The sequence below is a fragment of the Arthrobacter sp. TRD_SC_6 genome, assembly GCF_055361185.1.
Map to the genome: position 1 here is coordinate 742,822 of NZ_CM143953.1, position 25,961 is coordinate 768,782.

24 protein-coding genes and 1 pseudogene are annotated in these 25,961 nt (G+C 62.9%); 4 read left to right on the forward strand and 21 right to left on the reverse strand.

Going from position 1 to position 25,961, the window contains the following annotated elements; genetic code table 11:
* Window positions 1–6 precede the first annotated feature (6 nt).
* Window positions 7–1,626 carry a glycoside hydrolase family 53 protein gene (locus ACWA1U_RS03645; RefSeq protein WP_463723993.1) on the forward strand — a complete coding sequence of 540 codons (1,620 nt, stop codon included), beginning with the start codon at window positions 7–9 and terminating at the stop codon, window positions 1,624–1,626.
* Between the two features lie 46 nt (window positions 1,627–1,672).
* Here the strand turns inward: ACWA1U_RS03645 and ACWA1U_RS03650 are convergent, their stop codons facing one another.
* The 9 genes from ACWA1U_RS03650 to ACWA1U_RS03690 all read right to left on the reverse strand — a co-directional run bounded on the left by ACWA1U_RS03650 (window position 1,673) and on the right by ACWA1U_RS03690 (window position 10,282).
* The gene (locus ACWA1U_RS03650) at window positions 1,673–2,650 is read right to left on the reverse strand and encodes an EamA family transporter (protein ID WP_463723994.1); all 978 of its coding nucleotides are present in this window, start codon (window positions 2,648–2,650) and stop codon (window positions 1,673–1,675) included.
* 106 nt (window positions 2,651–2,756) lie between these two features.
* The gene (locus ACWA1U_RS03655) at window positions 2,757–3,332 is read right to left on the reverse strand and encodes an HhH-GPD-type base excision DNA repair protein (protein WP_463723995.1); all 576 of its coding nucleotides are present in this window, start codon (window positions 3,330–3,332) and stop codon (window positions 2,757–2,759) included.
* Window positions 3,333–3,363: 31 nt separating this feature from the next.
* Entirely contained in the window at window positions 3,364–3,795 is a 432-nt protein-coding gene (locus ACWA1U_RS03660) for a DUF1761 domain-containing protein (RefSeq protein ID WP_463723996.1), read from the reverse strand.
* Window positions 3,796–3,972: 177 nt separating this feature from the next.
* Window positions 3,973–5,421 carry an aldehyde dehydrogenase (NADP(+)) gene (locus tag ACWA1U_RS03665; protein ID WP_463723997.1) on the reverse strand — a complete coding sequence of 483 codons (1,449 nt, stop codon included), beginning with the start codon at window positions 5,419–5,421 and terminating at the stop codon, window positions 3,973–3,975.
* Between the two features lie 6 nt (window positions 5,422–5,427).
* Complete coding sequence (locus ACWA1U_RS03670; RefSeq protein WP_463723998.1) at window positions 5,428–6,891, reverse strand: FAD/NAD(P)-dependent oxidoreductase; 1,464 nt, start codon at window positions 6,889–6,891, stop codon at window positions 5,428–5,430.
* Window positions 6,881–7,183 (reverse strand): (2Fe-2S)-binding protein, encoded by a 303-nt coding sequence (locus ACWA1U_RS03675; RefSeq protein WP_463723999.1) that lies wholly within the window; start codon window positions 7,181–7,183, stop codon window positions 6,881–6,883. The genes ACWA1U_RS03670 and ACWA1U_RS03675 overlap by 11 nt, the downstream gene beginning before the upstream one ends.
* Window positions 7,180–8,325, reverse strand: a complete 1,146-nt coding sequence (locus tag ACWA1U_RS03680; protein WP_463724000.1) for an NAD(P)/FAD-dependent oxidoreductase — start codon at window positions 8,323–8,325, stop codon at window positions 7,180–7,182. Before ACWA1U_RS03680 ends, ACWA1U_RS03675 begins: the two co-directional genes overlap by 4 nt.
* Window positions 8,322–9,284, reverse strand: a complete 963-nt coding sequence (locus tag ACWA1U_RS03685; protein WP_463724001.1) for an ornithine cyclodeaminase family protein — start codon at window positions 9,282–9,284, stop codon at window positions 8,322–8,324. Before ACWA1U_RS03685 ends, ACWA1U_RS03680 begins: the two co-directional genes overlap by 4 nt.
* Window positions 9,281–10,282 (reverse strand): proline racemase family protein, encoded by a 1,002-nt coding sequence (locus tag ACWA1U_RS03690; RefSeq protein ID WP_463724002.1) that lies wholly within the window; start codon window positions 10,280–10,282, stop codon window positions 9,281–9,283. Before ACWA1U_RS03690 ends, ACWA1U_RS03685 begins: the two co-directional genes overlap by 4 nt.
* Window positions 10,283–10,413: 131 nt before the next feature.
* On the opposite strand from ACWA1U_RS03690, the gene ACWA1U_RS03695 reads away from it, so the two are divergent.
* On the forward strand, window positions 10,414–11,370 hold the full coding sequence (locus ACWA1U_RS03695) for a dihydrodipicolinate synthase family protein (protein ID WP_463724003.1): 957 nt from the start codon (window positions 10,414–10,416) through the stop codon (window positions 11,368–11,370).
* A gap of 176 nt (window positions 11,371–11,546) precedes the next feature.
* Here the strand turns inward: ACWA1U_RS03695 and ACWA1U_RS03700 are convergent, their stop codons facing one another.
* The 4 genes from ACWA1U_RS03700 to ACWA1U_RS03715 all read right to left on the reverse strand — a co-directional run bounded on the left by ACWA1U_RS03700 (window position 11,547) and on the right by ACWA1U_RS03715 (window position 14,750).
* Window positions 11,547–12,239 (reverse strand): GntR family transcriptional regulator, encoded by a 693-nt coding sequence (locus tag ACWA1U_RS03700; protein ID WP_463724004.1) that lies wholly within the window; start codon window positions 12,237–12,239, stop codon window positions 11,547–11,549.
* A gap of 140 nt (window positions 12,240–12,379) precedes the next feature.
* Window positions 12,380–12,721, reverse strand: coding sequence for a hypothetical protein (locus tag ACWA1U_RS03705; RefSeq protein ID WP_463724005.1), 342 nt, complete (start codon window positions 12,719–12,721; stop codon window positions 12,380–12,382).
* Between the two features lie 36 nt (window positions 12,722–12,757).
* The gene (locus tag ACWA1U_RS03710) at window positions 12,758–13,348 is read right to left on the reverse strand and encodes a hypothetical protein (protein WP_463724006.1); all 591 of its coding nucleotides are present in this window, start codon (window positions 13,346–13,348) and stop codon (window positions 12,758–12,760) included.
* A 64-nt stretch (window positions 13,349–13,412) separates the two neighbouring features.
* The gene (locus tag ACWA1U_RS03715) at window positions 13,413–14,750 is read right to left on the reverse strand and encodes an MATE family efflux transporter (RefSeq protein ID WP_463724007.1); all 1,338 of its coding nucleotides are present in this window, start codon (window positions 14,748–14,750) and stop codon (window positions 13,413–13,415) included.
* 79 nt (window positions 14,751–14,829) lie between these two features.
* On the opposite strand from ACWA1U_RS03715, the gene ACWA1U_RS03720 reads away from it, so the two are divergent.
* A complete protein-coding gene (locus ACWA1U_RS03720) occupies window positions 14,830–15,183 on the forward strand; it encodes a hypothetical protein (protein WP_463724008.1) in 354 nt (117 codons plus the stop codon).
* Window positions 15,184–17,229: 2,046 nt separating this feature from the next.
* Here ACWA1U_RS03720 and ACWA1U_RS03725 read toward each other — a convergent pair.
* The 5 genes and pseudogenes from ACWA1U_RS03725 to ACWA1U_RS03745 form a co-directional block, all read right to left on the reverse strand.
* Complete coding sequence (locus ACWA1U_RS03725; RefSeq protein WP_463724009.1) at window positions 17,230–17,469, reverse strand: hypothetical protein; 240 nt, start codon at window positions 17,467–17,469, stop codon at window positions 17,230–17,232.
* A 274-nt stretch (window positions 17,470–17,743) separates the two neighbouring features.
* Entirely contained in the window at window positions 17,744–17,899 is a 156-nt protein-coding gene (locus ACWA1U_RS03730) for a hypothetical protein (RefSeq protein ID WP_463724010.1), read from the reverse strand.
* Window positions 17,900–18,104: 205 nt separating this feature from the next.
* Window positions 18,105–18,602, reverse strand: a pseudogene (locus tag ACWA1U_RS03735) (RHS repeat protein); the annotation flags it as partial.
* Between the two features lie 563 nt (window positions 18,603–19,165).
* Complete coding sequence (locus ACWA1U_RS03740) at window positions 19,166–21,655, reverse strand: RHS repeat domain-containing protein (RefSeq protein ID WP_463724011.1); 2,490 nt, start codon at window positions 21,653–21,655, stop codon at window positions 19,166–19,168.
* Window positions 21,656–22,160: 505 nt separating this feature from the next.
* Window positions 22,161–22,787, reverse strand: a complete 627-nt coding sequence (locus ACWA1U_RS03745; protein WP_463724012.1) for a TetR/AcrR family transcriptional regulator — start codon at window positions 22,785–22,787, stop codon at window positions 22,161–22,163.
* A 92-nt stretch (window positions 22,788–22,879) separates the two neighbouring features.
* Here ACWA1U_RS03745 and ACWA1U_RS03750 point away from each other — a divergent pair, with 92 nt between their 5' ends.
* Entirely contained in the window at window positions 22,880–23,329 is a 450-nt protein-coding gene (locus tag ACWA1U_RS03750; protein WP_463724013.1) for a GNAT family N-acetyltransferase, read from the forward strand.
* Window positions 23,330–23,370: 41 nt separating this feature from the next.
* Here ACWA1U_RS03750 and ACWA1U_RS03755 read toward each other — a convergent pair whose 3' ends face one another.
* The 3 genes from ACWA1U_RS03755 to ACWA1U_RS03765 form a co-directional block, all read right to left on the reverse strand.
* A complete protein-coding gene (locus tag ACWA1U_RS03755) occupies window positions 23,371–24,216 on the reverse strand; it encodes a Fic family protein (protein WP_463724014.1) in 846 nt (281 codons plus the stop codon).
* A 2-nt stretch (window positions 24,217–24,218) separates the two neighbouring features.
* Window positions 24,219–24,956, reverse strand: coding sequence for a helix-turn-helix domain-containing protein (locus tag ACWA1U_RS03760; RefSeq protein WP_463724015.1), 738 nt, complete (start codon window positions 24,954–24,956; stop codon window positions 24,219–24,221).
* Between the two features lie 123 nt (window positions 24,957–25,079).
* Window positions 25,080–25,961, reverse strand: coding sequence for a DUF4031 domain-containing protein (locus tag ACWA1U_RS03765; protein WP_463724016.1), 882 nt, complete (start codon window positions 25,959–25,961; stop codon window positions 25,080–25,082).

Below are 25,961 nucleotides of genomic sequence, written 5' to 3' on the forward strand. Positions count from 1 at the left end.
GACGAAATGCAGAACCCATCACCATCCCTTACACGCCCCACCGCAATATTAGGTGCGTGCGCGCTCGCCGCAGTAGCGGTAACCGGGGGTACGGCGCTTGCCGCCGCTGCGCCCACCCAGGCGGCTGACGCCGTCGTCGTGAATTCCGGCTTTGAAGCGGGGTTGGAAGCCTGGCGCACTACGGGGCGCCCCGGCACCACCAAGATCGAAACCGACGACGACGGCACCCACCTCACGCAGTGGCTGGAAAAGAAGGGAAGCGCGACGACGTCACAGCGCCTCACGAACGTTGGGAAGGGCTGGTGGACAGTCTCAGCACGCGTGAAGTCGGGCGGAGGGCTCGAGTCCTCCCGGATCGGGTTGCGCAATTGCGGCACCGACGGTGAAACAGTCATTCCCTCCACGGTGCAGGACAACGGCTGGCTCCACATCGCTGCAGACGCATACGTCACCAAACCGAACTGTGAAATTTTTGTTGAAACCAGGGGTCCTGCCGGCTCCTGGGTGAACGTCGACGACGTCACGCTCACCTCCGGCGAGGTCGAGCGAACCATCCGGGGCGCCGACTTGTCGGGACTGGCGAAAAACGAGGACTTTGGCGCGCAGTACTTCGTCAAGGGAAAGTCGGTTGACGCCGTTACGGCCTTCGCTGATGCAGGAGCCAATATGGTGCGTCTGAAAGTCTGGGTCGATCCGGCCGACGGCTACAACACCACACCGCAGGTTGTCGCTTCCGCGAAACGCGCAAAAGCAGCCGGCATGCAGGTCCTCATCGACTTCCACTACAGCGACCGCTGGACTGATCCCGGCGCACAGGGAATCCCCTCCGCGTGGGTTGGCCTGACACCCGCGGCAGTCTCGGAGAAACTGTACGACCACACACATGACGTACTGACCGCCCTCAAGGACGCTGGCGTCACCGCTGACGCAGTCCAGGTGGGCAACGAGATCAATCCGGGAATGCTCTGGCCGCTGGGACAGACCTGGGATGTGTTCCCTGACGACGGTGTCAACGGCGCCCAGTGGGATAACCTGGCAGACTTCCTGTCGGCCGGTGCCCGGGCGGTGAAGGATGTTGACCCGTCCACCGATGTAATCCTGCACCTCACCAATATCAACAACGGGCTGGGCAGCCTGACGTGGTGGTTTGACGAAGTCACTGCGCGCGGCGTCGAGTTCGACACCATTGGCCTTTCCTACTACGGCTTCTGGCACGGGTCCATGGCCGACCTGCAGGGTGCCATCACCGGATTGTCCAGCCGCTACGACAAGGATGTGCTGGTGGTCGAAAACTCCTACCCATTCACGCTGGAAGACGATGCGGTGGATCCGTGGGAAAACGTCATCGATCTGGAGAGCGAATTGATTCCGGGCTACCCCGCCACGCCGGAAGGGCAGGCAGCGAACTTCCGTGCGGTGCAGGACGTCGTGGCGTCGGCCCCAGGCGGGCGAGGGGTTGGCGTGGTGGCCTGGGAGCCGGCGTGGACAGCGGTTCCCGGTAGCGGCTGGGACCCGGCCGATCCCACAACCGGCAATGCCTGGGAGAACCAGGCGATGTTCGACTTTGACGGGCGGGCTCTTCCTGCGCTTGACGAGTACGCTCCGGACGCCGACAGGCGCCATTAAAGTGGTGCGGGACCGGCGTGTTGACGCCGCCGGTCCTGCACTCCCATCAGCTGCGGTGGATTGTGGGCAGGGGCTCGACGACGTTGGGCTGGTCGATCGGGTCGGCTGCCTCCGGCGCGCGTCGGAGCTCATCAACGCGAACCAGGATCACTCCCCCGACGATCAGCGCTCCGCCGAGCAGCTGCACAGGCGAGGGCAGTTCGCCAAGAATCAGCCACGATGCGAGGACGGCAAACATCACCTCGGTGAGTCCCACGAAGGATGCCACCTTCGACCCCAGGCCGCGCGCCGCGAAGATCCCGGTCACATAGGACAGCACTGTGGAAATCAGGACCAGCCCGAGCACCGGAACGAGCCAATGCAGTTCCCAACCGGCGAGGGTGACATCCCGGAACTCGAAGGTGAAGGGCATGACGCCTACCAGCCCGAAGAGCAGGATGGTCAGCGCGCCGACCACCATGCCTCCGCCGGCCATGATGAGGGGCGGCAGGTCGTCGTCGGCTTTGGCGGACATGATGAAGAAGACGGCAAGGCAGACGGCGGCGCCCAGCCCGTAGAGGACGCCAATCGGGTCGAGCCGCTGGTCGCCGGTGAGGTCGAGCACCAGAAGGAGGCCGAGCATCGCGACTACTGATCCGATGGTAGTGAGCCTGCTCGGCGCCTTGCGGGACCGGAACCACAGCCAGCCAACGATCAGCACAGGGGCGAGGTATTCCAGCAGGAGGGATACGCCGACCGACATCCGCTGCACAGCGTTGAAGTAGAGGAACTGGCAGAGGGCAATGGCCGTTGCGCCGTAGATGACGAGCGTCCAGCCGTTGCGGCGCAGCGTCCCCCAGCGCCCTCGCAGGCTGAGCAGCACCGGGATGAGCAGCACGAGCGCCGCGCCACCGATCCTCAGTCCAACAGCGGCGCCGGGGCTCCAGCCGATCTCCAGAAGCGACTTCGCGAAGGGACCGGAGACTCCAAACGCTGCCGCCGAGAGGATAGCGAACCAGAGTCCGGTGGCTGTTCCGCGTCGCATTGCCAAGCTCCTACTGTCATAACCAAAACATGATGATGGTAATGACGATAGATCCAGCAGGCGTTATGGGTCAAGATGCACTTAGCTCATTACGCGCTGAATCGAGTTACTTGGCCTTCGCAGCAGCCTTCGCGGCGCGCTTGGTCTCGCGCACCTTGCCCAGCGACTCCGGATCGACGATGTCCGCCACCGACCGGTAGCTGCCCTCCTCGCCGTACGCCCCAGCGGCCTCCCGCCAGCCGTCACCGTTGAATCCGTACCGTTTGCCGAGCAGGGCCACGAAGATCTTCGCCTTCTGCTCACCGAACCCGGGAAGTGCCTTCAACCGCTTGAGCACCTCGCCGCCGTCGGGCTCGCCGCGGGTCCAGAGTGCAGAGGCGTCGCCGTCGTACTCGTCGACGACGGCCCTGCAGAGTGCCTGCACGCGCGCCGCCATATTGCCCGGATACCGGTGCACGGCGGGAGGGGTGCGGCACAGTTCGACGAAGGCGTCGGCGTCGTGCTCGGCAATGGCCTCAGCGTCGAAGCTACCGAGCCGCGCCTTGATCTTTCCGGGGCCCGCGAAGGCTGTTTCCATGGCCACCTGCTGGTCCAGGAGCATGCCGATCAGGAGCGCGAGGGGGTCATTGGACAGCAGCTGGTCGGCGTCGCTGTCGCCGGTGATGTTCACTGTGGGAGCCATGGCATCAATGCTAGCGACACGGCCGCTCAGGCTACGCTCCGCTGATGCCGAACAGCCCGATGATGAGGGCCATCACGAGGTACGTGACAAGCTCGTGGGCGCAGTTCAGGACCGTGAGACCGGCGGGCCGGCCCTCAAAGGCGTCGTGTGTGATGAACCGCGACGCCGTGAAGCCCGCCCACAGGATCACCGCCGTGACGAGCGTGTTGACCAGGAAGTTGCCACCATAGAACTCCTGCGCGATTGCAGCACCGCCAGCCAGCACCCACGCGCTGACGAAGCTGACAACCAGCGTGATGAGGATGGGGCGGATGGCGTCCTTCGAGTTGCCGCTCGGATTCACCTTCGCGACGCGCATCCAGTAGTTGCCGAACACCTTCGGCGTGTACCAAACGGCACCGACCACCATCGTGGACAGGGTAGCCAGCAGAACGGCGAGGACATTGATTTCGGGGACGGCCACGGTGCCTCCTTGGGCTTGGAACAGTACTTACGCGAAGTGTAGCCCCGGCGAAATAACGACGACGACGGCACGTCGCCTCAGCGCATTGGGCCGAGCCACGCGTTGCGGACACATGACAGAGTCGTTGCGGTGTCATGTGTCCGGAACGCGTTGGTTTGACCGGAAGGCGTCGCTAAATCAGAGCTGCCCGTTGATCCGCTGCGGGACGCCGACCGGGTTGGCATCCTGCAGCGCTTCGGGCAGCAGGTGCTGAGGGAAACCCTGGTAGGCGACCGGCCGCAGGAAGCGGTTGATCGCCGCCGTACCGACGGAGGTTGAGCCGGGTGAAGTGGTCGCGGGGTACGGGCCACCGTGCTGCTGGGCGTAGGTGACGGACACGCCGGTTGGCCACTGGTTCCACAACACCCGGCCCGCTTTTTTGGCGAGCAGGCGGACCAGTTCGGCGACGTCGTCGTCCTCTTCGCCCTGGATTGTGGCAGTCAGCTGGCCCTCAAGCACCCGCGCGGCTTCGAGCAACTGCGCTTCGTCGTCGTAGGAGACAACCAGTGCCGTTGGGCCGAAGCACTCCGCAAGCAGCGCTTCAGGCTGCTCGATCAGGGCGCTGACGCTGGTGTGGAGCAGCGTCGGAGCGGGCGGATCGGCCACGGCGTCCTCCGCGCGGACCAGGGCCTGAACCGAGGTATGACCTGCAAGCCCTTCCAAAACCTTCACGTAACCGGACTGGATGCGGTCATTCAGGAGCTTCGCGGGTGCCGGAAGTTCTGACTGGCTCAGCCGCTCGGCAATGCCGGAATCGGCCGGCACCAGCAGCACCCCGGGCTTGGTGCAGAACTGGCCGGCGCCCATGGTGAAGGACCCGGCGAAGCCGGTGGCGATCTCCTCAGCCCGTGCGGATGCGGCCGCACGCGTCACGAACGTGGGGTTCACGCTGCCCAGCTCGCCAAAGAACGGGATGGGCTCGGGACGGGAATTCGCGAGGTCGAAAAGCGCACGGCCACCGGGAATGGAGCCGGTGAACGAGCCCGCCTTCACGCGCGGATCAAGCAGCGCGTCGCGACCTGCATCGATACCGTGAATGATCGAGAACAGGCCGTTAGGCGCGCCGGCGGCTTCAAGAGCACCGATGACGACGTCGGCCGTGGCAGCCGAGAGCGCCGGATGCCCCGGGTGGGCCTTGAGAATCACGGAACAGCCCGCTGCGAGCGCCGACGCGGTGTCCCCACCGGCGACGCTGAAGGCGAAGGGGAAGTTGCTTGCCGCGAAGACCACCACGGGACCGAGCGGCTCGAGCTGGCGGCGCAGGTCCGGGCGGGGTGCTCCCATCGGCCACTCGGGGTCGGCATGGTCGATGCGGGCGTCCAGATAGGTGCCCTCCGCAAGAACTTCCGCGAAGAGCCGAAGCTGGAAGGTGGTGCGCTTCAGTTCACCCCGAAGGCGTGCTTCCGCGAGGTGGGTTTCCTCCTGCGCCAGCGGTACGAGCTGCTCGACGGCGGCATCGAGCGCGTCGGCGACAGCGTTCAGGGCAGCGCCCCGGGTTGCAGCAGCTGTAGCTCCCCACAGGTCCGAGGCCGCAGCTGAGTCCGAAATCAGGGCCTCCAGCTGGCCAGTTGTGGTGTCCGATGTCATCGTCGTTTACCCTTCCGTTCGAAGTTCTTCGGTCAAATCAAGCGCGGCGAGGTCCGCGAGCGATGCCGGCGCCGCCATCGTCCGCTTGCCAAGGGCCCGGAGGTCCGCCGCCGTCGTTTCCCGCCCGCACAGCCCCGCCGTGATACCCGCGACCGCATAACCACAAACGCGTCCCTGGCACCATCCCATTCCCGGGCGGGCCAGCAGTTTCATGGTTCGTGGGTCCTGTGCTCCCAGTTCCCGCTGCGCGTGGGCGAGGTCGCCGTAGGAGACTTCCTCGCACCGGCATACGGTGGTTTCCGGAGTCAACCACTCGGTCCAGTCTGCAGGAACCGGATGCGCGGAGTGCATCGCTGACGCGAAATTGCGGAAACGTGCTATTTTTCGCTGGAGTCGGGTGACGGCTGCGGCTGAAACCGTCCGGCCGGCGTCGTTTGCGGCGCTCAAACCCGCCAGCCGCCCCTCGGCCACGGCCATCAGGGCGCCCCCGACGCCCGTCGCCTCGCCAGCAAGGTACACGCGCTCGACGTCGGCGCGCTGGCGATCGTCAGCCACCGCCACGAGTGAACCGTCAACATCCTTGCGCGTCCCCGAACCGACCATCAGCGGCAGCTCGAGCGACGGCGTGAAGCCCCAGCCCAGCGCTACCAGATCCACGTCGAGCCTGCGTTCGCCGCCCGTCATTACGCGTCCGGTCGAATCCACCCGTGCGATCGTCACGGCTTCCACGGCATTTTCCCCGTGGATGGCGGTGATGGCGGTGCGCATGCGGTGACGGATCCGGTGCCTGGCCAGCAGTGCGGCGTACTGCGCACCCTCTATCCCCTTTGAGGGCACCCGCGCGGCCGAGCCAATGTGCGGCAGCCACCCTGTCAACGACCCCGCCTCAAGGATTCCGACGACGGCGGCGCCCGCCTCAGCAAGGCCCGTCGCCACGGGAAGCAGGAACGGGCCGGTTCCGGCGACGACGGCGTGGCGCCCCGCGAGCGTGTTGCTCCCCTTGAGCAGCGCCTGCACTCCGCCGGCGGCCATCACGCCCGGCAGGTCCCAGCCCGGGATGGGCAACTGGCGGTCATACCCGCCCGGGCACAGCACCAGTCGTTCAACGCGTACGACGCCGGCACCCACCTCGGGCACCGAGGCGTGCGTGGCGTTGGTACGCAGGTTGAAACCCTCCGCCGCCCGGTCGATGAGCCATACCTGCGTGTTGGTCAGATACCTTGTCCGTCCGGCATCCCGGTCAGCGTAGAGGCTCGCCCGGAGCTTCTCGAACGTCTTCCAGTCGTGGTGACCCGCGTGGTCCGCATCAGGAACCTGCTGCTCGTCGGCGTGACGCCAGTACTGGCCGCCCGGCTGGGAAGATGCGTCGATCAGGACCACTGAGAGACCGGCTTCGGCTGCGGTGACCGCAGCGGCAAGGCCTGCCGGGCCGGCGCCTATCACGCCGACGTCGTACTGTTCAGCGCCCATCGCCCTCCCCCTCTCCCGGGTCGGAAACGGCTTCTAAGTCAGGGACAGCGCAGCCGTCTGATTCGAGCGCCATACCGTCCCGGGCAGGGACCAGACAGGCCCGCTGGTTGGGTTCTCCGTCGACCGTGATCAGGCAGTCAAAACACACGCCGATGCCACAGAACAGCCCGCGCGGCCGGCCCTCCTTGCGGGTGGTACGCCAGGAGGTGATCCCGGCACCAACCAGGGCCGCTCCGGCGGTCTGGCCCGGTTCAGCCTTGATCGGCCGGCCGTTGTAGGTCAGTTGGCTCATACCCGTGCCTCCTCAAAACGCTCCGGTGCGAACGGCGGCAGCGGCAGCCCCGGCGTCGTGCCGATCAGCGCCTCGGCAATGAGTTTCCCGGTGCCGGCGGACAGCCCGATGCCGGCGCCTTCGTGCCCGGCGGCATGCCACAGGCCCGGGGCGCGGGGATCAGGACCGATCACGGGCAGGTGATCCGGGCAGTACGGCCGGAACCCGTGATAATGGCGCATAACCTTCACACCGGCGAGCATCGGGAACAGCGCGATGGCTCTGGCTGCGAGCGCCTGGAGCACCGCCACCGACACCTCGGAGTTGAACCCGACGCGCTCCCGTGAGGAGCCGATCAGCACCGTCCCGCTGTCGGTACCCTCGACCACAGGCGAGGTCTGCAGGGCGGCGTCGGAACTGGCGACATTCTCAACGTACTCGGCGGCGTAGACCTTGTGCCGGATAACCAGCGGCAACGGCTCGGTCACCAGCACAAATCCGCGCCGCGGCAGGACCGGGAGCACGACGCCGGCCAGTTCAGCCACAGCCCCGGCCCAGGTTCCAGCGGCGTTCAGGACGGCCCCGGCGCTGACGTCACCTTTCGTCGTGCGGACGCCTGTGACGGTGCTGCCACTGCGCAGGAACCCGGTGACCTCAACGCCCGTGCGCACTTCGGCGCCGAGGCCCTGTGCGAGCCGAAGCAGGTGGGCGACCATAAGCATCGGCTGGACCTGTGCATCCTGCGGATAGAAGGCGCCGCCGGTGAGGTCGCGGGAGAGGTGAGGTTCATAGCCGCGCAGGGACCCGGCGTCGACGTCGGTCACTTCAATGCCGCTGGCACGCTGGCGTTGGGTCAGCTCCTTCAGGGAAGCGGAGCCGTTGCTTGTCGCGGCGACCACCAGCCCGCCCTTGGACTCGAACTCCCAGGACGCGGCGAACTCAGCCAGGTCCTCGCGCCAGACCTGCTGAGAATAAAGCGAGAGGTCCAGTTCGGGACCGGCTTCCTTGTCCGACACCAGGATGTTTCCTTCACCGGCGCTCGAAGTTCCACCGGCGATTGCCCCGCGTTCCAGCACAAGAACCTTCAGACCGGCTTTCGCAGTGAAGTACGCGCTGGCGGCTCCCACAGCGCCCGCACCAATGATGACGAGGTCGGCGTTCATGACATGCCCAGATGGTTTTCGTAGATGGCGATTGCAACGGCGAGGTCCTGCCAGGACATCCCGACGCCAGTAAACAGTGCCGGCCGGTTTGCACGCCGGGTGAACTCGCCGCGCACCAACTCCGCAAGGTTGGCGAGCCCGTGCTGCTCCCATTCCTCGGCGGTGCGCGCGGGAATGAGGTCGCCGGATTCCCGCATCGCCGACGCACGGCCCTCAACAACGACGTCGGCGCGCCTCGCGAGCGCGGGGTCGATCTCACGTGCGTTCAGCCCATGGAAACCAACGGCCGCAACCACGGTGTGCGGCTGCACCAGGCCGCCGTCGAACAGTGGCTCGGATGAGGAGGAAACGCAGAGAGCGACGTCGGCACTTGCCACATCGGTGATGCTTCCAGCGCGTGCCTCCAGCCCGCGGTCAAGGCAGAGCCGGACGAGCGCATCCGTCATTTCGGTACGCCTTCCGATGACAACCACGCGGTCTATCGGGGCAACAGCGTCAACGGTCAGGATGTGGCGCCACGCCTGCGGTCCCGTTCCGAAGACCACGAGGGTGCCCGCACGCAGTGGCGCATCGCTGCCTTTCCTCCTTGGGTCAGCCGCGAGGAGCTGGCTGATGGCCAGTGCCGTCGTCGCCGGTGTGCGGAGCAGGGTCAGCTCGGCGCCGTCCATGAGTATCAGCGGAGTCAGCGTGCTGGAGTCGAAAAGCATGTAGACACCCTGGAATTTCGGCTTCCCGACAGCCGGGTTTCCGGGTGCGATGGTAGCCACCTTGACTCCCGAATAGCGTTTCCCACCCGTCGGCATGAGCAGGAATTCCCCAGCAGGTGCGTCGCTGAAGAGGCGTGGGCTGTCGATCTCGGGGTCAACCTCGGTGAGCAGGGCCTGTTCAAGGACGGCTACGGCCTGCCGTTCACTGATCGCTGCGCTGAGCGCTGCCGCGTCAAGGTATTCCAGGGTCACAGGAGGAACCCCGCAGGGAAGGGATCGCGTGGGTCCAGGAAGTACTGGGCGGTTCCGGTGATCCACGCGCGGCCGGTGATGGTGGGGACGACCGCCTTGAACGGACCGACAGTCGTCTCTTCGACCAAACGGCCAATGAACTGTGTGCCGATGTAGGACTCGTTCACGAAATCCGTGTGGAGCGCGAGCTCTCCCCGGGCGTGCAGCTGGGCCATCCGGGCGCTGGTTCCCGTACCGCAGGGTGAGCGATCAAACCACCCAGGGTAAATCGCCATGGCATGCCGCGAATACTGGGCCGTGGAGCCGGGAGCCTTGAGGTAGACGTGATGACAGCCCACAATGTCCGGACGTTCCGGGTGCACCGGAGGCGCCTGCATGTTGATGGCGTCCATGATGCGCAGCCCCGCGTCGAGCAGTTCACCTTTGGCTTCCCTGTCGAACGGCAGGCCCAGCTTTTCAAGGTCCACGATCGCGTAAAAGTTGCCTCCGAATGCGACGTCGTAACTTACGTCGCCGAGGCCGTCCACCGACACGCACTGGTCCAGGGCCAGGGAGAAGGACGGCACGTTGCGGATGGTCACAGAGGTGGCGGCGCCGTCGTCGACCGCTACGTCCGCCACTACGAGGCCGGCGGGCGTGTCGAGCCGGATGGTGGTGACGGGCTCGGTGACCTCGACCATGCCCGTTTCAACCAGCACTGTCGCTACGCCGATGGTTCCGTGGCCGCACATGGGGAGCAGCCCGGAAACCTCAATGAACAGGACGCCGTAGTCGGCGTCGGGCCGGGTCGGCGGCTGCAGGATGGCACCGCTCATGGACGCGTGACCGCGGGGCTCGTACATCAGGAGTGTGCGGAGGGAATCGCTGTTGTCCATGAACCACTGGCGGCGTTCAGCCATGGTGGCGCCCGGGATAGTTCCCACTCCGCCGGTGATCACGCGCGTGGGCATACCCTCGGTATGTGAATCAACGGCGTGGTAGACGCGACTGGTCCTCATCGATCAACCTTTCCGTACTTTGGCATGCTGCGGCCAATCCACATAGTAGACGACAACACCGTGCTTGTGCCATGTGAAATTGTACTGATACGCTAGATACATATCTGTGAATTTTTGAGGAGAGGCGCATCATGACCACCAGCTCGGCCAACCGCATCCAGCCGTGGCACGGCGTAATCGTTGCCACCACCCTGCCATTCCGCCAGGCGGATACCGGTGAGCTGGAGGTGGATCTTGAGACCTACGGTAAGCACGTTGCTTGGCTTGCCGCGAACGGGTGCGACGGCGTTGCGCCCAACGGCTCCCTCGGCGAGTACCAGAACCTCTCCGACGCTGAGCGCGCCGCCGTCGTCGAGACCGCTGTCGCCAATGCGCCGGAAGGCTTCACCGTAATGCCCGGCGTTGCCGCGTACGGCGCACACCAGGCCAGGCGCTGGGCGGATCAGGCTGCTGAAGCCGGCGCCCAGACCGTCATGCTGCTGCCTCCCAATACTTACCGCGCTGAGCCGCGCGCCGTCGTCGACCACTACCGTGAAGTTGCCAAGGCCGGCCTGCCGATCTGCGCGTACAACAACCCGATCGACACTAAGGTTGACCTGGTTCCTGAGCTCCTTGCCGAGCTGTACAACGAGGGCTTGATTGTCGCAGTCAAGGAATTCACCGGAGACGTCCGCCGTTCCTACCAGATCGCTGAAGCCGCACCCGGCCTGGAGATCATGGTGGGCTCCGATGACGTGCTGCTGGAAGGCGCTATCGCCGGTGCAGTCGGCTGGCTTTCCGGCTACCCGAACGCCATCCCCCGTGAGTCAGTAGAGCTCTACAACGCTGCCGTGGCCGGTGACCTGAAGACCGCGGTTCCGCTGTACCGCCTGATGCACCGGCTCCTCCGCTGGGACTCCAAAACCGAGTTCGTCCAGTCGATCAAGCTCTCGATGGACATCGCAGGGCAGTACGGGGGACCCTCCCGGGCACCGCGCCTTCCGTTGCGTGAGGATCAGCACGAGCAGGTCACCGCGGACACCGAGTTCGTTCTCGCTGAGCTGGACAAGCTTGCTGCCGAGGGAAAGATCGAGCGCAGCACGCGCTAGTTTCACTTCCTCCAGTTTTTGTCGCCTACTTGCTCCCTAAACGCCTTCTGGACAGCAACTAGGCGACAAAAAGTTCCAGGTTGACGGGCTTAACCCATGATGTTGCCGCCCTGGATGACCCTCCGGGGCCGGAATTCGTCCCACAGCACTGCGGGATCCTCGAACGGGTTTCGTGATTAGGACGTTGCGTCCGTGGCATCGGGCCTTGCCCACAGGCCACGCACATGGGTGATGTGCTTCCGCATCAGGGCCTCAAGCTCTTCCGCCTGGCGCGCCTCGATGAGGTCCACCATGGTGAGGTGCTCCTCGGCAGACTGCCGCAGCGTACCCTGCTCCGAGAGATTGGTGAGCCCGAGCAGGCGGCTGTGCGACCGCAGGTCTGAGATCAGCTCGACCAAGCGGGTATTCCCGCTGTACTCGAGCAAACGGATATGGAACTCGCGGTCTGCATCCATGTACGCCACGAGATCGCCCTCAGTACCGCGGTCCACGATCTCCTGCGCCATTGCACGCAGCATGGGGAAGTCGGACTCCGGGATGATCGGGGTGACGTCGCGAACGACAGGGGGTTCAAGGAGGATCCGGATCTGCGCCATATGGTCAAGGTCGTCGTCGGAGACCTCGGTAACACGGAATCCCTTGTTCGGCTCGACCGTGACGAGGTTCTCGCGGACCAGGTCAAGCATGGCCTCGCGCACTGGGGTCGCGGATACACCGAAGCGTGCCCCCAGGCTTGGAGCCGAGTAGACAATTCCGGGGGTCATCTCGCCCGAGATAATCGCAGCCCTCAGAGCGCGGGCAACGGTCTCCCGGAGGCTCGTTTTCCTGATTGTCTGAATGTCAGACTTCTTCTCTACCGGCACCGACACAACGCCTCCATGGGAAATCCCCCGACCCGGGATGCGGGAGAACAAGTAACGTATGACATTCTAGGCTCCCACCGAGACTTGTACCGTGCGAGGCTGCCCGTTTTGCAGGGTTGTGCACAGGGCGCGCGTGCAGGGCTCGCTTAGCCCGTGGCGCCGTTGTCGTTCTTGGCCTGACCACTCTGGGTGCCCGCGCCATTGGCTCCATTTCGGCCCGCTGGACCGCCGCGCGGTTTGGCGGAGGAGCGGTTGACGCCGGTGCCCTTCCCGAGGTGTTCGGCGTTGGGCTTCGCGGTCATCAGGAGCATGGCGCTGATGACCAGGCACACGATGAACGCGATCCCGCCAGCGGTAAGGCCGAGGTCAACCCGGAGTTCACGGGTGCCGCCGCCGGTGGAGAAGACCATGGTCGCGACGCCTGCGACCACGCCCAGGATCGCCGAGAAGGCGAGAGGCCCCTTGACCCCATTGGCCTGCTTGGACAATGTTCCTTCTCCTCAAATTCTACGATTGGTAGAACCCTAGTTTACGGGTTGCTGCGGGGTTGCGGAGTTCAGCGCCTGGCGGGCATCATGCCGGTAGCTCAGCGCTGCGAGGGCCAGTACGACGGCGGTGATCACCGCGCCGCCGCCGGACACCCCGAGGAGGGCGTGAGCGCCCAACGATTGGAAGAGCGGGAGCAGAGCTCCGGTGAGGACGGAAACCGCGCCGACGAGCAGGAAGTCCCGTGCTGCGGCATGCCTGCGGCGGTTTCTGATCCCGACAAAGAGCTCCGCAGCTCCGGACGCGATCAGCGCTACCGCCCCGGTCAGCGCGAACATGCTGTCCGAATGGAGGATGAGGTTCAGCAGGCCAGCCGCGGCGAGGAGCACTGCCGGCGCGGCGGCAATCGGTGCAGGGGCGGCGCGCTGCTCAGCGACGCTCCGCCCGGCGAGGAAAACGGTGGCGGCTAGGCCGAAGAAGTAGAGACCGCCCGCTACGGACATCACATGAACCGAGGGGCTCCCCCAGAAAATGGTGAGCAGCCCGAAGGCACCCGCTACTGCGGCGCGGAGCAGGAAAGCCCGCCACAGGGTCGGGGATGCGGAAGTGCCGATGGGATCCTCGGTCATTTCCTGCCTCTCTCTGGCATTTCGCACTTCTGGCGTCGCTTTTCAGGACGTAGCAAGTGTAGTCCTAGGCAACACCGGTAACCATCCAGCGGTCCGTTCGCACACGCCAGCCCAGCGTGAGTGCACGCGCAGCCATGTAGCCGACGCCGAAGGCCGCCCACATCCAGACAATCCCGGTCACGCCCGTCAGGCCCGCCGAGAAGACGATCGCCAGCAGTGGCAGGTAGAGGACCAGATTGACGACGCCGGCGAGCGCCAGATACTTGGCGTCGCCTGCACCGATGAGGACGCCGTCGAGCACGAACACGTAGCCACAGAGCGGCTGCGCGGCCGCGAGCACCCAGAGTCCGGCGGCGAAGGCCGCCTGCACGGTTTGGTCGGAGGTGAAGATCCAGCCGGAGAACGGGGCAACTATTGCGAGTAGGACGCCGGTGATCACTCCGAAGCCGATGCCCCAGCGGATCATTGTGCGGGTCAGCGCGTGTGCCAGCGGTTTGTTTCCAGCGCCGAGCTCCTTGCCGATCAGGGCCTGCGCGGCGATGGCAAGGGCGTCGAGGGCGAAGGCCAGGAAGGCGAAGACGGTCATGACCAGCTGGTGCGCAGCGAGCGATACTGCGCCCTGCGAGGTAGCGACGATCACTGTGGCCAGGATGGCGAACCGGAGGCTGGCGGTCCGCAGCATGAGCCAGGAACCCACGCGCGCTGTCGCCCTGACTCCCCGCCACGTGGGCCGGAGCGTCACGGTGTGCTGCCTGGAGAACCGGAAGATGATCACGAGGTAGACGGTGGCCATCCACCACTGGGCGATGCTGGTTCCCAGGGCTGACCCGGCGACTGAGAGCCCGAACCCGTAGACCAGGATGAAGTTGAGCACTATGTTGGCTCCGAAACCTGCTCCCGCGACGATCAGCGGCGTCCGGGTGTCCTGAAGGCCGCGCAGCACTCCCGTTGCAGCGAGGACTATCAGCATGGCCGTCAGTCCTGGCATGGAGAACCGCAGGTAGTCGACGGCGTACCGGTGCACCTCACCCTCGGCGCCCATGACCGTCGCGAGCGACGGCGCGAAGATCCAGCCGAGCACCGACAGGGCGACGCCGAGCAGCAGCGCCAGCCCGACGCCGTCGCGCCCTGCTGCGAGGGCGTCCTGCATGCGCCCGGCGCCGAGGAAGCGGGCCACCGCAGGGGTGGTCGAGTAGGCCAGAAAGACCATGAGCCCGACGGCGGTCTGAAGCACGGTGGCGGCGAGGCCCACGCCAGCGAGTTCGCTGACGCCAAGGTGCCCCACGATGGCCGAGTCCGCCAGGAGGAAGAGCGGCTCGGCGATGAGCGCGCCGAGTGCCGGGACCGCAAGCCGAAGGATGGAGCGGCTGAGCTGGCGGCGGTCGGGGACGGTGGTTGTCACGGAATCAAGCCTAGGGGTTTCTCTTCTGCGATCTGCCCTTATCGGTAGGCTGGAAGCCGGACTGTGCTTTGGAGGCACCATGAAGGTTGGCGTCAAACATTTCATCATCGCGGGTGGGCTGGTGATCCTCAGCACCTTCTTCGTGCCGCAGGGTATTTCCGGTTATGCGACGGCGGCTGCACGTGATGTGCCCGTGCCGTCAGGATCGGGCGTGCTGTTGGCCATCGGCGCGGTGATGGTGGTGACCGCCGTCGTGCTCTTCGCCCGTGGCCATGTACTGCGCTACCGCTACCGCAACTCGGTCCAGACCTGGGAGAACCGGGAAGAAGAGGACGTTACGGCGTCCCGCCCGGGACAGTTTTCCGACAGGCCGGGATGGATGGACCGGCCGGGCAACCACATGGGAGATAACACCGGGCACAAGCGGGACTAGGGTTCTGGCGGGTTGGGGGCCCGGAGCCGGGCCTTGACGAGCGGACTATCGACGGTGAGGACCGCTCACTCAGGCGAGGACGGGAGCGGAAACATGCTGTCGAAGTCGTCGACGGGCCAGCAGACACGCCAGTATGTTTGGAGCAGAGGCGCCCGGAGCGATCCTAGGGGTTGTGAACAGGTCCTCCGTGCTGAAGCTGACCAGGTTAAAGTGCGTTCGAGAGAGTCCGACTCCCTTCGTGATGATAAGCGCGGCAGCGCAGTCCCGGCACGCTGAACAGGCCCCCGAAGGCGAACTATAGACACAAAAGTGGATGAGCCGCGCGATCCGCCAGCTCATCCTCTCGACTTCGTGTTTTGACTACTGCCAGTGGTCTCCGAGACCACGACCTGCCCTATTGCTCCCATCATCGCGTCATTAATTCTAAGTTGATGTATGGCTTTGAACAGTGATCAAAAGTCCCTTATCGTCCGATTTCATGTAATCGCTTGGTTTGTTGGAGTCTTCCTAGTCTCCGCTATTGGTGCCGTGTGGGGAGCAGCCACGGGGTTATCTCCCTGGGTAACGTATGGCGTTCCTTTCATCCTTCTCTTCCTCTGCACACTAGCCGCGGCTCGCGTCCTTCGCCGTGGAAAGAAGAACCAGGGGTAAAGCATTCCCGAACCGCAGTAATTCGTGCTGGACCAAAGCGAGCAGTTTGTGCTAGATGCCCGGTTTTCTTATCCGAAGAAGGGTGAGTTGATTGATTGCGAGTGACTAGCACGTTCCAAAAGGCTCTTCATACACAGATTCGATAGGGTAAAAGAAGCTCCCATCGCCTAGTAGTGTGCCTGCTAAGCTCACCACGAGACCCGCTGGGAGCTCCTGTGAATGGGCAGAAGATCCGGGAAGATCCGTCTTAGCAGGCAACCAATCAGCTTCTATTCTCTACAGTAGATGAGGCCGCTAATGAAGCCTCCGGCAAGACCTGTGAACGCACCGCCAATAGCGCCCAATGTACCTCCGAGAAGGCCTCCTCCTAGAGCCCCGAAGGTGGTCATCCCAGCGAGAGACAATTTTATGCCCGCGCCGCAACCGAAGCGCATTGACCTCTCCGAGTAGATCGCGTATCTGGCCGACCACGTCAACCTGAATGTGCGTCTAACGATCACCGTTTCGTCGGCGTCATGCCCGAAATGGACCTTAGTTGTCTTATCGCGGCCAAATGAAGGGTTAACTTTTTAACCTATACCGAGTTCTGCGCTGGCTCCCGAAATTCTTTTGGGTCCATTACACGGAGCGAAGCGTCATTCCTTCAGATCGACCATCGTGAGCCGCAGGGCAGATGGGCTCCCGATTAAGATGAAGACCGCTTTCAGGTGACGACCGCAGCCATCACGAGTATTCCGCCCGGGATGAAAAGACCCAAGATCGCGACTACGTAACGAGGTTGGTGATTCCTCGCCACAATGGCGCTCCTCCTAACGACCAGATAAAGGGAGACAAAGACAGCAATCACCATACATGTAAGACCAACCGCCATAATTGAGAGTTGCAACGCGGTCATTTCGCCACCTTCTAATCTGTCACTAGCTTTTTGGCCTTGAGGAAGCCGCCGGTTATTCCGCCGGTGAGACCGGCCAACCCGACGAGGATGGCGCCATCTCGAGTGCTTTCAATTCGTTCTTCTTGATCTTTGCCATCAATGCTTGCGGCAAGCCCGCCTCCGGCGCCACCGGCGACAGCACCGCCCACAGCGCCAGCTACGGCACATCCAACGCCACCAGTAGCTTCCGCCCAAGGCAATCGGCGCGGTTCCAAGTGAAACTTACCGCCCGATCAGGGAAGGTCCGCTAGTACTTCACTGAGTGATTTCTCGACGGGGCTCGCACTATTGCATAACCTCTTAATCAACCGGCTAACTTCTTCGGGACCAGCTCAAATTCGTCCGCCATCCGAGTGCAGCAGCACGAGCTCGATCTCGTGCGCGAATCGAGAACCGGTCTCTGAAAACGTCCTTCTCACCAGCAAAATCGAAGGAAACTGCCGAGGGCTCCCTCTTGACGTTTATGCTTCCTTGTCATTCCCGCTTTTGCGTTGGGCAAGCCACTCTTCGCGATAGGCATCTACCTTATGAGCCTTCTTGTTGCCGAAATAGCCTCCGATCATCGGACCTAGTCCTGCGCAGAGCCCGATAATGGAGTACTGCCAACCGAAGACGACACCGAGCACAACTGCGAGCACTACGGCTAGACCGGCAAAGAAGAGAACGGCCTTCCCGGTGATTGTCTTCTTACGTTCTGCCACAGCAGCTCTTCCTACTTTGTGGACTGAGCCTTATCCGTTTGAGATGAGGCCTAGAACTATTGCCACGCAGCCAGCGATGACAAGAGCTGCTCCAAGGAAGGGTATGAACCCCTTGCCCGGAGCCGTTCCTGCATGACTGTCGCTTGTGTTCACCTTCTGATAACGGGAAGTAACTACAGTATGGGCTTTACTTCGAAACGTTAGAACGAGCGCCCCCAGCACTATGAAGACTGCTCCCATGATGACGACCGGTAGGTACATAATTGTTACCCGCCTACCAGTCCAGGCCGCTCATGGAAAGCACGATCCCCACAACACCAATCGCTGAGATGATGATGCCCGTTGTGAGCACGTGTTTGGGTGTAGAGGACTGTGCGACTCGCTCGCCGCTGTTCCCGAACGTCGCACGATGTACGTCTGAAGCGCTCACGAGTATTTTGTCGATATTACTAGCGCTATTCCTGCGAGAAGCGAGGAAACGATTGATCCAACCAGAAACTTCCGTCGGCGCCAACTTTTATCATTTTTTTCGAAGCGGAGGGCATAGATAAAGAGTAGCCAGAAGGCCACCGCGACGGCGATTCCTGCGGATGCAAGCAAGACGATGAACAAACTTTTCCTTTCCAGTCCACTTTTCAGTTCTTCTTGGCACTCGCGCTTGCGACGCCTTTACCAATAACCCCTCCGAGGAGGAATGAGGCAGCTCCGAATCCGCACGCCCCACCCAAGTCCTCGACGGAAGTGCTTTCACCATCTATTCCATTGCCTATAGCCTCACCCAGCGCTCCGCCGGCACAACTCGCGAATGCCCCTCCGATTAGAGTAGGGGGATTCGATTTAGCTGCTAAGGACAGCCCGATTCCGACCGAGGCTACTGCTGCATTGAAGAGCCCACCAATACCATCCCCGATACTGAAGAGACCAGAGGGGTCGGTTCTGTTGACAGGGTTGGCTGCCGCGTAGAGGTATGCGTTGGCTTCTTGTCCGGAGGGGTCTGGTTGGGTGAATCGGCCGGTGGTGGGGTCGTAGTAGCGGGCACCGAACTTGGTGTACCCGGTTTCGGTGTCTTTATAGCCGGCGACGTATTGCCAAGGGTTGGCTGCGGCTTGGGTTCCTGTGGCTGTGGTGTTGCCCCAGGAGTCGTAGGTGTAGGTGGCTGCTTTGGCTTAGTTGGTGTCAGTAAGCAGGATGACTGAGCCGAGTGCGTCGGTTGTGTCGTAAAAGGACGCCCCAGTGCTGGTGCGCGCCCGTTATCGAGACAGATAAATAGGTCACGGGAAACGAGACAGAATCTATCGGTGTGTCCTGTCTCAGTCGCCGACGTCGCGCATCAGGAGGAGTCCGGGTTCAATGCTTCTCTTGTGTTGTTCCTACTCGTCAGTGGATGACGGTTTGGGCTTATTTCGCTTTTGTTTCCTGTGCCCGTGAAGGATAAACCAAACCAAACCGAGATAGAGAAAACCCCCTACGAGGATGCCTGGTAACAGCCCCGCCAACTCATAGACGATCCAGGCAAAGGGCGGAGGAAAAATCAACAAAACCAATCGCCACGTACTCAGCTCGCGTCCGGTCACGTTCAGTAGCCCTGATTCTTGCTGAAGATACTGAGCGACCTTTCCTGGCGGCTGAGAATTGCGGGACCGAGGCTTCTCCATAATATTTCTCCTCCACTGCGCGAAATCTTGGGTAAGTTCAACTATCGCAACCACTCGAGGCTATCCGGGAGTGGGATGCGACAGAGGATGTTTCCTGAGACAACACCGTTCAAAGCTCCTCGGGTACCTCCAATTGCGGCACCCCCAATTGCACCCCCGATAGCGCCGAAAATCGCTCCAACACCGCCCGCTGGGAGCCCCAATATTGCACCCGTAACTCCGCCTACGACCGCTCCAATACCGCCGTACAGTAGGGAGCTGCCGACAATCTTGTCCTGGACACAATCATCGACAGCGGCCAGCCCCGTGGGATCTGTATACGTACACGGATTGTTCATTGCGTAGGTGTAGTGGGGGTCTTGTCCGGAGGGGTCGAGTTGGGTGAAGCGGCCTATGGTGGGGTCGTAGTAGCGGGCACCGAATTTGGTGTACCCGGTTTCGGTGTCCTTATAGCCGGCAACGTATTGCCAGGGGTTGGCTGCGGCTTGGGTTCCGGTGGCTGTGGTGTTGCCCCAGGAATCGTAGGTGTAGGTCGCTGCTTTCGCTTGATTGGTGTCGGTGAGCAGGATGACCGATCCCAGTGCGTCGGTTGTGTAGTAGAAGGACGCCCCCGTGCTGGTGCGCATACTGATCAACGCGCCTTGCGGGTCGCGGATGAACGAGGTGGTGGCCCCTCCCGTGGTTTCAGTGGTGATTCCGAGGGAGCCGTTGAGGAAACTGGTGTTTCCCGCATTGGTGCGTTCATTGTTGCGCAGCCCGGCATAAGCGAAGCTGGTGGTGACACCGGATCCGGAGACGGCGCTGGAGATGAACTGATCGAACACGTTATAGCCCTGGGCAACGTTACTGTTGCGGGTGGTGTTGCCATTCGTGTCGTATGAGTAAGTCCTAGCTGACGCTGGAATCGTTCCGCACGTGCCGGTACTCGCCGAGGTCCAGCACAGCTGGTCAGCTGCGTTGTACGTCGAGTGGAGAGTCGTGGCACCTGTTTTAGTTGCGCTGGTACGGTTGCCGTTCTTGTCGTACTGCCACGACTCGGTCACAGACCCCAGGGCTGCACTGGTCAGACGGTTCAAGACGTCATACCCGTAGGTGGTAACTGCACCGGTTTCGGTGGTCATCGTTTTACGCAGCGAACCATCCTTGCCTGTGCCCCCTGACGTGTACGTGTAGGCGCGCTTGGCCAGGGCGGTACCGCCGGTGTTGGTGGCGGTGATGCTGCCGGTCTTACCGGCGTTGTCGAACACGGTGGTGTTCTTCACCCCGTTGGGATACTTGGTGACCGTGCGGCGGTTGTTCTTGTCGTAATCGAAGGCCACGCATTTGGTGGTGTTCGGGAAGGCCGGCGTCGCCGGGCACGAACCACCGGGTTCAGCCATCGCTGCCAGCCGGTTCGCGGGATCGTACCTGTAGGTGATGGTTCCCGTCGGGTCGTTGAACGTGAGAATGTTCGAAGCCCCATCGTAGGTAAGCGTTGTTGTCACCCCGCCCGCCGCCTTGGTGGTAGCCCTGTTCTGGGCGTCGTACCCGTAAGTAGTTGTCCCGGAAGCGTCGTTGCGTTCCTGAAGGTTCCCGTTCCCGTCATAGGCGTAACTCACGCACGTGGCCGGTACGCAGGTGAGGCCCTCACGGACTTCGAGGATCCGGTCGTTGTTGTCGTACGTGTAGCTCAGGGTCTGGTCCTTACCGTCCGTGACCGCGCTGACCCTTCCATCTTCAAACCCCGGGACACCACTGCACTTCCGCGGCGGTGCTGTTACCGGTGTTGGTACCAACCCCGCAGGATACGGGTATAAGGTCGGCGTCGGGCTATCAGGGTCACCGCTGATCACGATCACGTTCGCGAAGACGGCCCCAGCAGTATCCGGAATTCCCACCACGTTCTTCAGGTTCACGGTGTGAACTTCCTTGTTCGCCCACTGACCCGCCGGCGTACCAGTCCCATCACGGGTATCAACAACCCGCTTACTCTGGATCGGCACATACCCACCAGGCGCCGGAGTGTTACCAGCGGTGAAGTAACCCTGCAACTCGATCACATAGTGCTGGGACGCTGAAGTCCGCAACGCGATCTTCCCATCCGAACCGATCGGCACAATCGCGGTGTTCGAGGTGATATCGCCGCTACCAGCGTGCAGGTTAGTGGTCTGCTCGGTTGGTCGATCGGTATTTGAAGCCAGCTGGGTCCAACTATCCGACGGGGTGGACGGGGCGATAGCCGTCAGGGTCACCACAATTGCACTCGCACCCGTTGTCGGGACACCGGCCCTTCCCGATGCCTGGATGGGTGTCCAGGTGTTCGCGGCGACCGGTCCGGTCACCCCGCCGGTGCCGTCCCTGGTGTCGACCAGGCGACCCTGCGTCGGTACGAAAACCCCGGACTCAGTGGCTGCGGCCGTCGAGGTCGCCGGAAGCATCGCCGGAACTGCCGCAACAGGCCGCACCATAGACGGTTGCACACCCGAAACGGGCGCAGCACTGGCCGGAACGGTGAGGCCATACGCGGAAATAGCAACCGCTAACGCACCCACCAAAGACGCCTTACCGGCCGGTGCAAGAAGGGAAGAAATACTGGAAAATGGGCGTACAAAAGCCCGGCGGAGACCAATCATGTGTGTACTGCGCTTCCTAATAAAGGCGATAAAGGAAGCGGCTTACCCCATGCCCCCGACATCAACTAAGAGTGATGAAAGGAGCATAAGCATGCTAATCAGTCCACGGCAAGAGCAATTCGTTCGAATGGACAAACTGACTTCTTGAAGTCACCAAAAACAGTCACTACGCAATCCAGCGCAAAGGGTAAGGCCGATTGGGTGCGCAGGCGCCAAGCGCCAGGCGGCGGTCGAGGGACACAGGTGGCAGAGGTCTCTTCTTCCCCTGCGACGCTGCGGAGAGCCACTGGATGCCAAGCTCAGCCTGAAAGCCGTGAAGACGGTAGGCCGCTCCGCAGAAGAGGTCACCTTGGTTGGCCTCGACGGCAGGCTTGTGGGCCACAGAACCCCTCACGAAGAGGCTCCCCCGAGAAGGACGCCTGACTTACAGCCCCTTCTCCACCATCTCCAGCAACCGCTGTGCCGCAAATGCCCGCTGATTCGGGTCCAGCCCACGCAACGGGCCGTCGATCACCAGCATCGCCAGGCCGTGTACCGCGGACCACGCTAGGAACTCCGCGCCCAGCCGCCGCTCCTCAGGAAGTACGCCCGCCTCCATCAGCCCGTCCAGCGAAGCCGAAAGCAGTTGAAACGGAGTTAGCCCGCTTGCACCGGCCGAGTCGGCCGTTCCCGCGTCCCTCAGATCGAAGTGCCCTGCGAATGCGGTCCGGAACAGTCCGGGCTGAGTCTGCGCGAACCGCAGGTACCCGGCACCCACGGCGCGCAACCGCGCCTGGGCGATGGCGCCGTCGTCGTCGGTTGGTTCGATCCCCGCCTGCTCGTCCTCGATGGCGCACGCAAGTTCAGCCTGGGCGGCCATCGATACCGCGTGAAGCAGCGCCTGCTTGTCCGCAAAGTGGCGGTACGCGGCATTGGGGGTGACTCCCGTGCGGCGGGTGACTTCACGAAGGACGACGGCGGACGGCCCGCCCTCACGCGCAAGCTCCGTGCCAGCCTCGATGAGCGCCCGTCGCAGGTCACCGTGCCGGTAGGTGCTGCGCTTCTGCGTCAAGCTGCCTCCTGTTTTGCCCCTGCGAACCGGTGCCGACCAATACGAACGCGGCTAGATGTTTACACTGTCGACAATTGTGCCACGATGATCCCATGCTCCGAATCCTGACCCTCACGCCGGAACAGCTGCGGACGCCGTCGCTCCTTTCCCTCCTGCGGGATGCCGCGGGCCAGGAAGACGCGGAACTTCGGCGGCTCATTGCCGAGGTACTGCCTGGTATGTCCGTGATCGGGCTCAGTGATTCGGTCAACGTCACCGCATTCGCCGCCTTCGAGGTCAAGGACGAACGTGTCGTTCTTGAGTACATCGCCGTTGACGCTGCGGCCCGCGGAGGCGGAGTGGGGCGTGCGCTGGTGCAATACATCCGGCGGGAGCACGCGGCCTCCAAACTGGTTGCCGAGACCGACGACGACGCTTTTCGCTTCTATCGCCGGCTCGGCTTCAAAGTCGAAGCGGCGCCTACCGACCCGAGGTGGCCGGACCGCCGTCGTTATCGGTGCACGCTGCCGCCGCTCAACGCAGAGCAGCCAACTCCGCGGTGAGGTTTTCGCGCGCCTGCGCTAGCCCGTTCTCTCTTTCCCCATCATGCTTGGGCACAGCTGGCGAGGAAGGCCATCAGGCGTGTTCCGTCAGCCTCTGTAAATAGTGTGTCCAGAGCGACGTTGAACTCCAGCTTGCGAGCGAAGGGAACATTCACTGCGTCGTATCCATGACTGAGCAGTTCGCCGGTCATCACCAGCCGGGCCGATCGCTTGTTGCCGTCGAAATAGAACTGACGGCGGGTGGCGGCAGCAAAGTATGCGAGGGCTCGTTCGCGGGGGTCTTCGACGCTCTCTAGGTACTCCAGAATCGCATCCATTTCCTCAATGAGGTTTGCTCCGCCCTCGCTTGGTTCAGTCGGGGAGTAGAGGCCTCCATTGGAAAGTCGGACGTGCCCGCCACCGGGGACAGCTCCTTCGCCTCGAAAGTGCCCGCTCTCGATGGCTTCGTGGCGGGCCACCAGGCCGTGAAGTTGGTCAGAGACCTGTTTTGACAGCGTATATTCACCGTCTCTAACCAGCTCGTCCACCCTGGAGTAACCCTCACTCAGGGCGAGAATTTGCTTCGCGTCCTCCAGCGACTTCCCACCGACGGTCACCCCGTCCAGGAGAGTCCTGACTTCGGGCAGGGTGAAGTTGTTGCCTTCCAGTGCTGCGGCGTTCCAGATGTGGTCTGGCAGTGACGAGCGGAATCTGGCCCGTGCTTTGTCAGTCCCTACGCGACGGATTCGTGAGATGTCGACGGCGGAGGAATCCCAGCTGAAGCCGCAGAGTCGCAGCCTCGCTGAGTCACTGGACAGTGCTGTTCGGACGCCCGGATAGGCGCCATCGGTGGACTGTTCTTTCAGATATTGGTTGGCTCCGGGAGCCCACTTGCGTTGCTTGGGCACGCTCACCACCCCCTTGCGATTGTTTGGGCGACCTCGGCGAGATTGCCCCCTAATGAGAATCCGTCAATGAGAGCCTGAATTGGGGCGACGAAGTTGATTCCTCGGTGCGTGAACGAGCCTTGAAAAACTGCTGGTGTGGCCTTGGCAATGACAACAGTCGAGGTTTGAGGTGATCGGGCGATCTTCATGGTGTCACCAAGGAGGGTCGCTACTAACTGCGGGTCCTCAGCCCACAGCACATCAACCCCGTCGAGTGCGTGCCCGATGCCTAGTTGCAGGTGGGTTCGACCTGAAAGAGCCCAAGGAGCACCCGAAGCGTCTGCGGCGGATGCCAGGCGCAGGTCATCGACCTCGCCTCGCAGGTAGACACTCGGCTTGCGCAGGTGAAGGAGCCCTGAGGCCCGCCCGGCGTATTCAGCAATCGCGACAGGATCCTCAAGGCCAACCCTTTCAAATCTGTTGACCCATTGGCCTACCTGATGAGGGTTATCTGGGGTGAAGCCATCTTCTAGGATGAATCTGGCCGCTTGTGCGGCGAGTGGATCAGACAGTCGACGAAATTGGACGTCCAACTCGTAGCCACAGGCTATGGCTAATTCTCGAAGAGTGCCGATCGAGGGATCAGTATCACCGTGTTGGATACGGTGAATCGAGGATCGGGACACGCCTGAGGCGGCTGAGACGTAGGACTTACTCAGCCCAGACTCTCGAATCCACTCATCCAGAGGTGTATGTCCCATATACGGAACGTTATCATTTGCTGTTCCATATACGGAACAGCAAAGTCGCTAAGTTGACAACAGCGGCGCCTACCGACGCGCGGTGGCCGGACCGCCGTCGTTACCGGTGCACACTGCCCCCGCTCAACGCAGAGCAGCCAACTCCGCGGTGAGGTTTTCGCGCGCCTGCGCCAGCCACCGATCCTTGGCGCGGTCGGTCCGGTAAAGCGGGTCGAGCGAGAGTAAACGCCCGACGACGGCCGCGCGCCCCGCCTGGAACTGGGCGTCAGGGACATGCGCGTACTCGTCGCGAACGGCTTTCACGTAGCGTCCGTAACCTGCAGGCGGCCTGCCGAGAACGGCGAGGTCGGCATCGCAAAGAAGCTCACCCGCCCGGTCCCCTACGTCCGGGGAGTGTGACGCCGTCAAACGGACGAGCCGTGCCACCTCGCGGGCGTCTTCGACCATCCGCTCGAGACGGGATTCGGCGAGCGCCGCTGAGGCTTCCTCGTCCTCGCCAGCCTTGCCCTCATACACCGCGTCGTGAAACCAGGCGGCGAGCCGGACGTCGCGGCGGGTGGCGTCGTCATCGTCGTCGTTCTCGAAGATCAGGTCGAGCGCCTCAAGCACTTCGAGCAGGTGCTCCGGCGTGTGATAGCGGCGGTGCGGTTCGGCCCAGCGCTCCAGCAACTCGGCGCCGAGCGCGGGCGCGTCCGGGAGCACCTGGCCCCAGCGGGTCAGGAGTGCGCGTTGGATGCGTTCGGGCCGTCGTCGTGCTGGAACCCTCAGTCCGCTCGCGATGAGGATGCGCACGAGCGTTCCGCCGTCCACTTCCTGCGCGCCTTGGTTCACGAGCTGGCGGTAGCGGCGGGAGGGAACGTCGTAGTGGTCGACGTCGAAGGCACGCCCGGGAATGCCGGCCTGCGCCGCGAATTCGTGTAGCTCAGCGAGCGATTCGTCGGAAATTAGGTGAGAGAAGTGGGTGCCGTGCGCGGGCCAGAGCGGCGGATCTATAAACACGGCCAT

Coding starts and splice junctions, on each gene's coding strand:
- ACWA1U_RS03645 (WP_463723993.1), top strand. CDS start 7: ATGCAGAACCCATCACCATCCCTTACACGCCCCACCGCAATATTAGGT.
- ACWA1U_RS03650 (WP_463723994.1), bottom strand. CDS start 2,650: ATGCGACGCGGAACAGCCACCGGACTCTGGTTCGCTATCCTCTCGGCG.
- ACWA1U_RS03655 (WP_463723995.1), bottom strand. CDS start 3,332: ATGGCTCCCACAGTGAACATCACCGGCGACAGCGACGCCGACCAGCTG.
- ACWA1U_RS03665 (WP_463723997.1), bottom strand. CDS start 5,421: ATGACATCGGACACCACAACTGGCCAGCTGGAGGCCCTGATTTCGGAC.
- ACWA1U_RS03670 (WP_463723998.1), bottom strand. CDS start 6,891: ATGGGCGCTGAACAGTACGACGTCGGCGTGATAGGCGCCGGCCCGGCA.
- ACWA1U_RS03675 (WP_463723999.1), bottom strand. CDS start 7,183: ATGAGCCAACTGACCTACAACGGCCGGCCGATCAAGGCTGAACCGGGC.
- ACWA1U_RS03680 (WP_463724000.1), bottom strand. CDS start 8,325: ATGAACGCCGACCTCGTCATCATTGGTGCGGGCGCTGTGGGAGCCGCC.
- ACWA1U_RS03690 (WP_463724002.1), bottom strand. CDS start 10,282: ATGAGGACCAGTCGCGTCTACCACGCCGTTGATTCACATACCGAGGGT.
- ACWA1U_RS03695 (WP_463724003.1), top strand. CDS start 10,414: ATGACCACCAGCTCGGCCAACCGCATCCAGCCGTGGCACGGCGTAATC.
- ACWA1U_RS03710 (WP_463724006.1), bottom strand. CDS start 13,348: ATGACCGAGGATCCCATCGGCACTTCCGCATCCCCGACCCTGTGGCGG.
- ACWA1U_RS03720 (WP_463724008.1), top strand. CDS start 14,830: ATGAAGGTTGGCGTCAAACATTTCATCATCGCGGGTGGGCTGGTGATC.
- ACWA1U_RS03750 (WP_463724013.1), top strand. CDS start 22,880: ATGCTCCGAATCCTGACCCTCACGCCGGAACAGCTGCGGACGCCGTCG.
- ACWA1U_RS03760 (WP_463724015.1), bottom strand. CDS start 24,956: ATGGGACATACACCTCTGGATGAGTGGATTCGAGAGTCTGGGCTGAGT.
- ACWA1U_RS03765 (WP_463724016.1), bottom strand. CDS start 25,961: ATGGCCGTGTTTATAGATCCGCCGCTCTGGCCCGCGCACGGCACCCAC.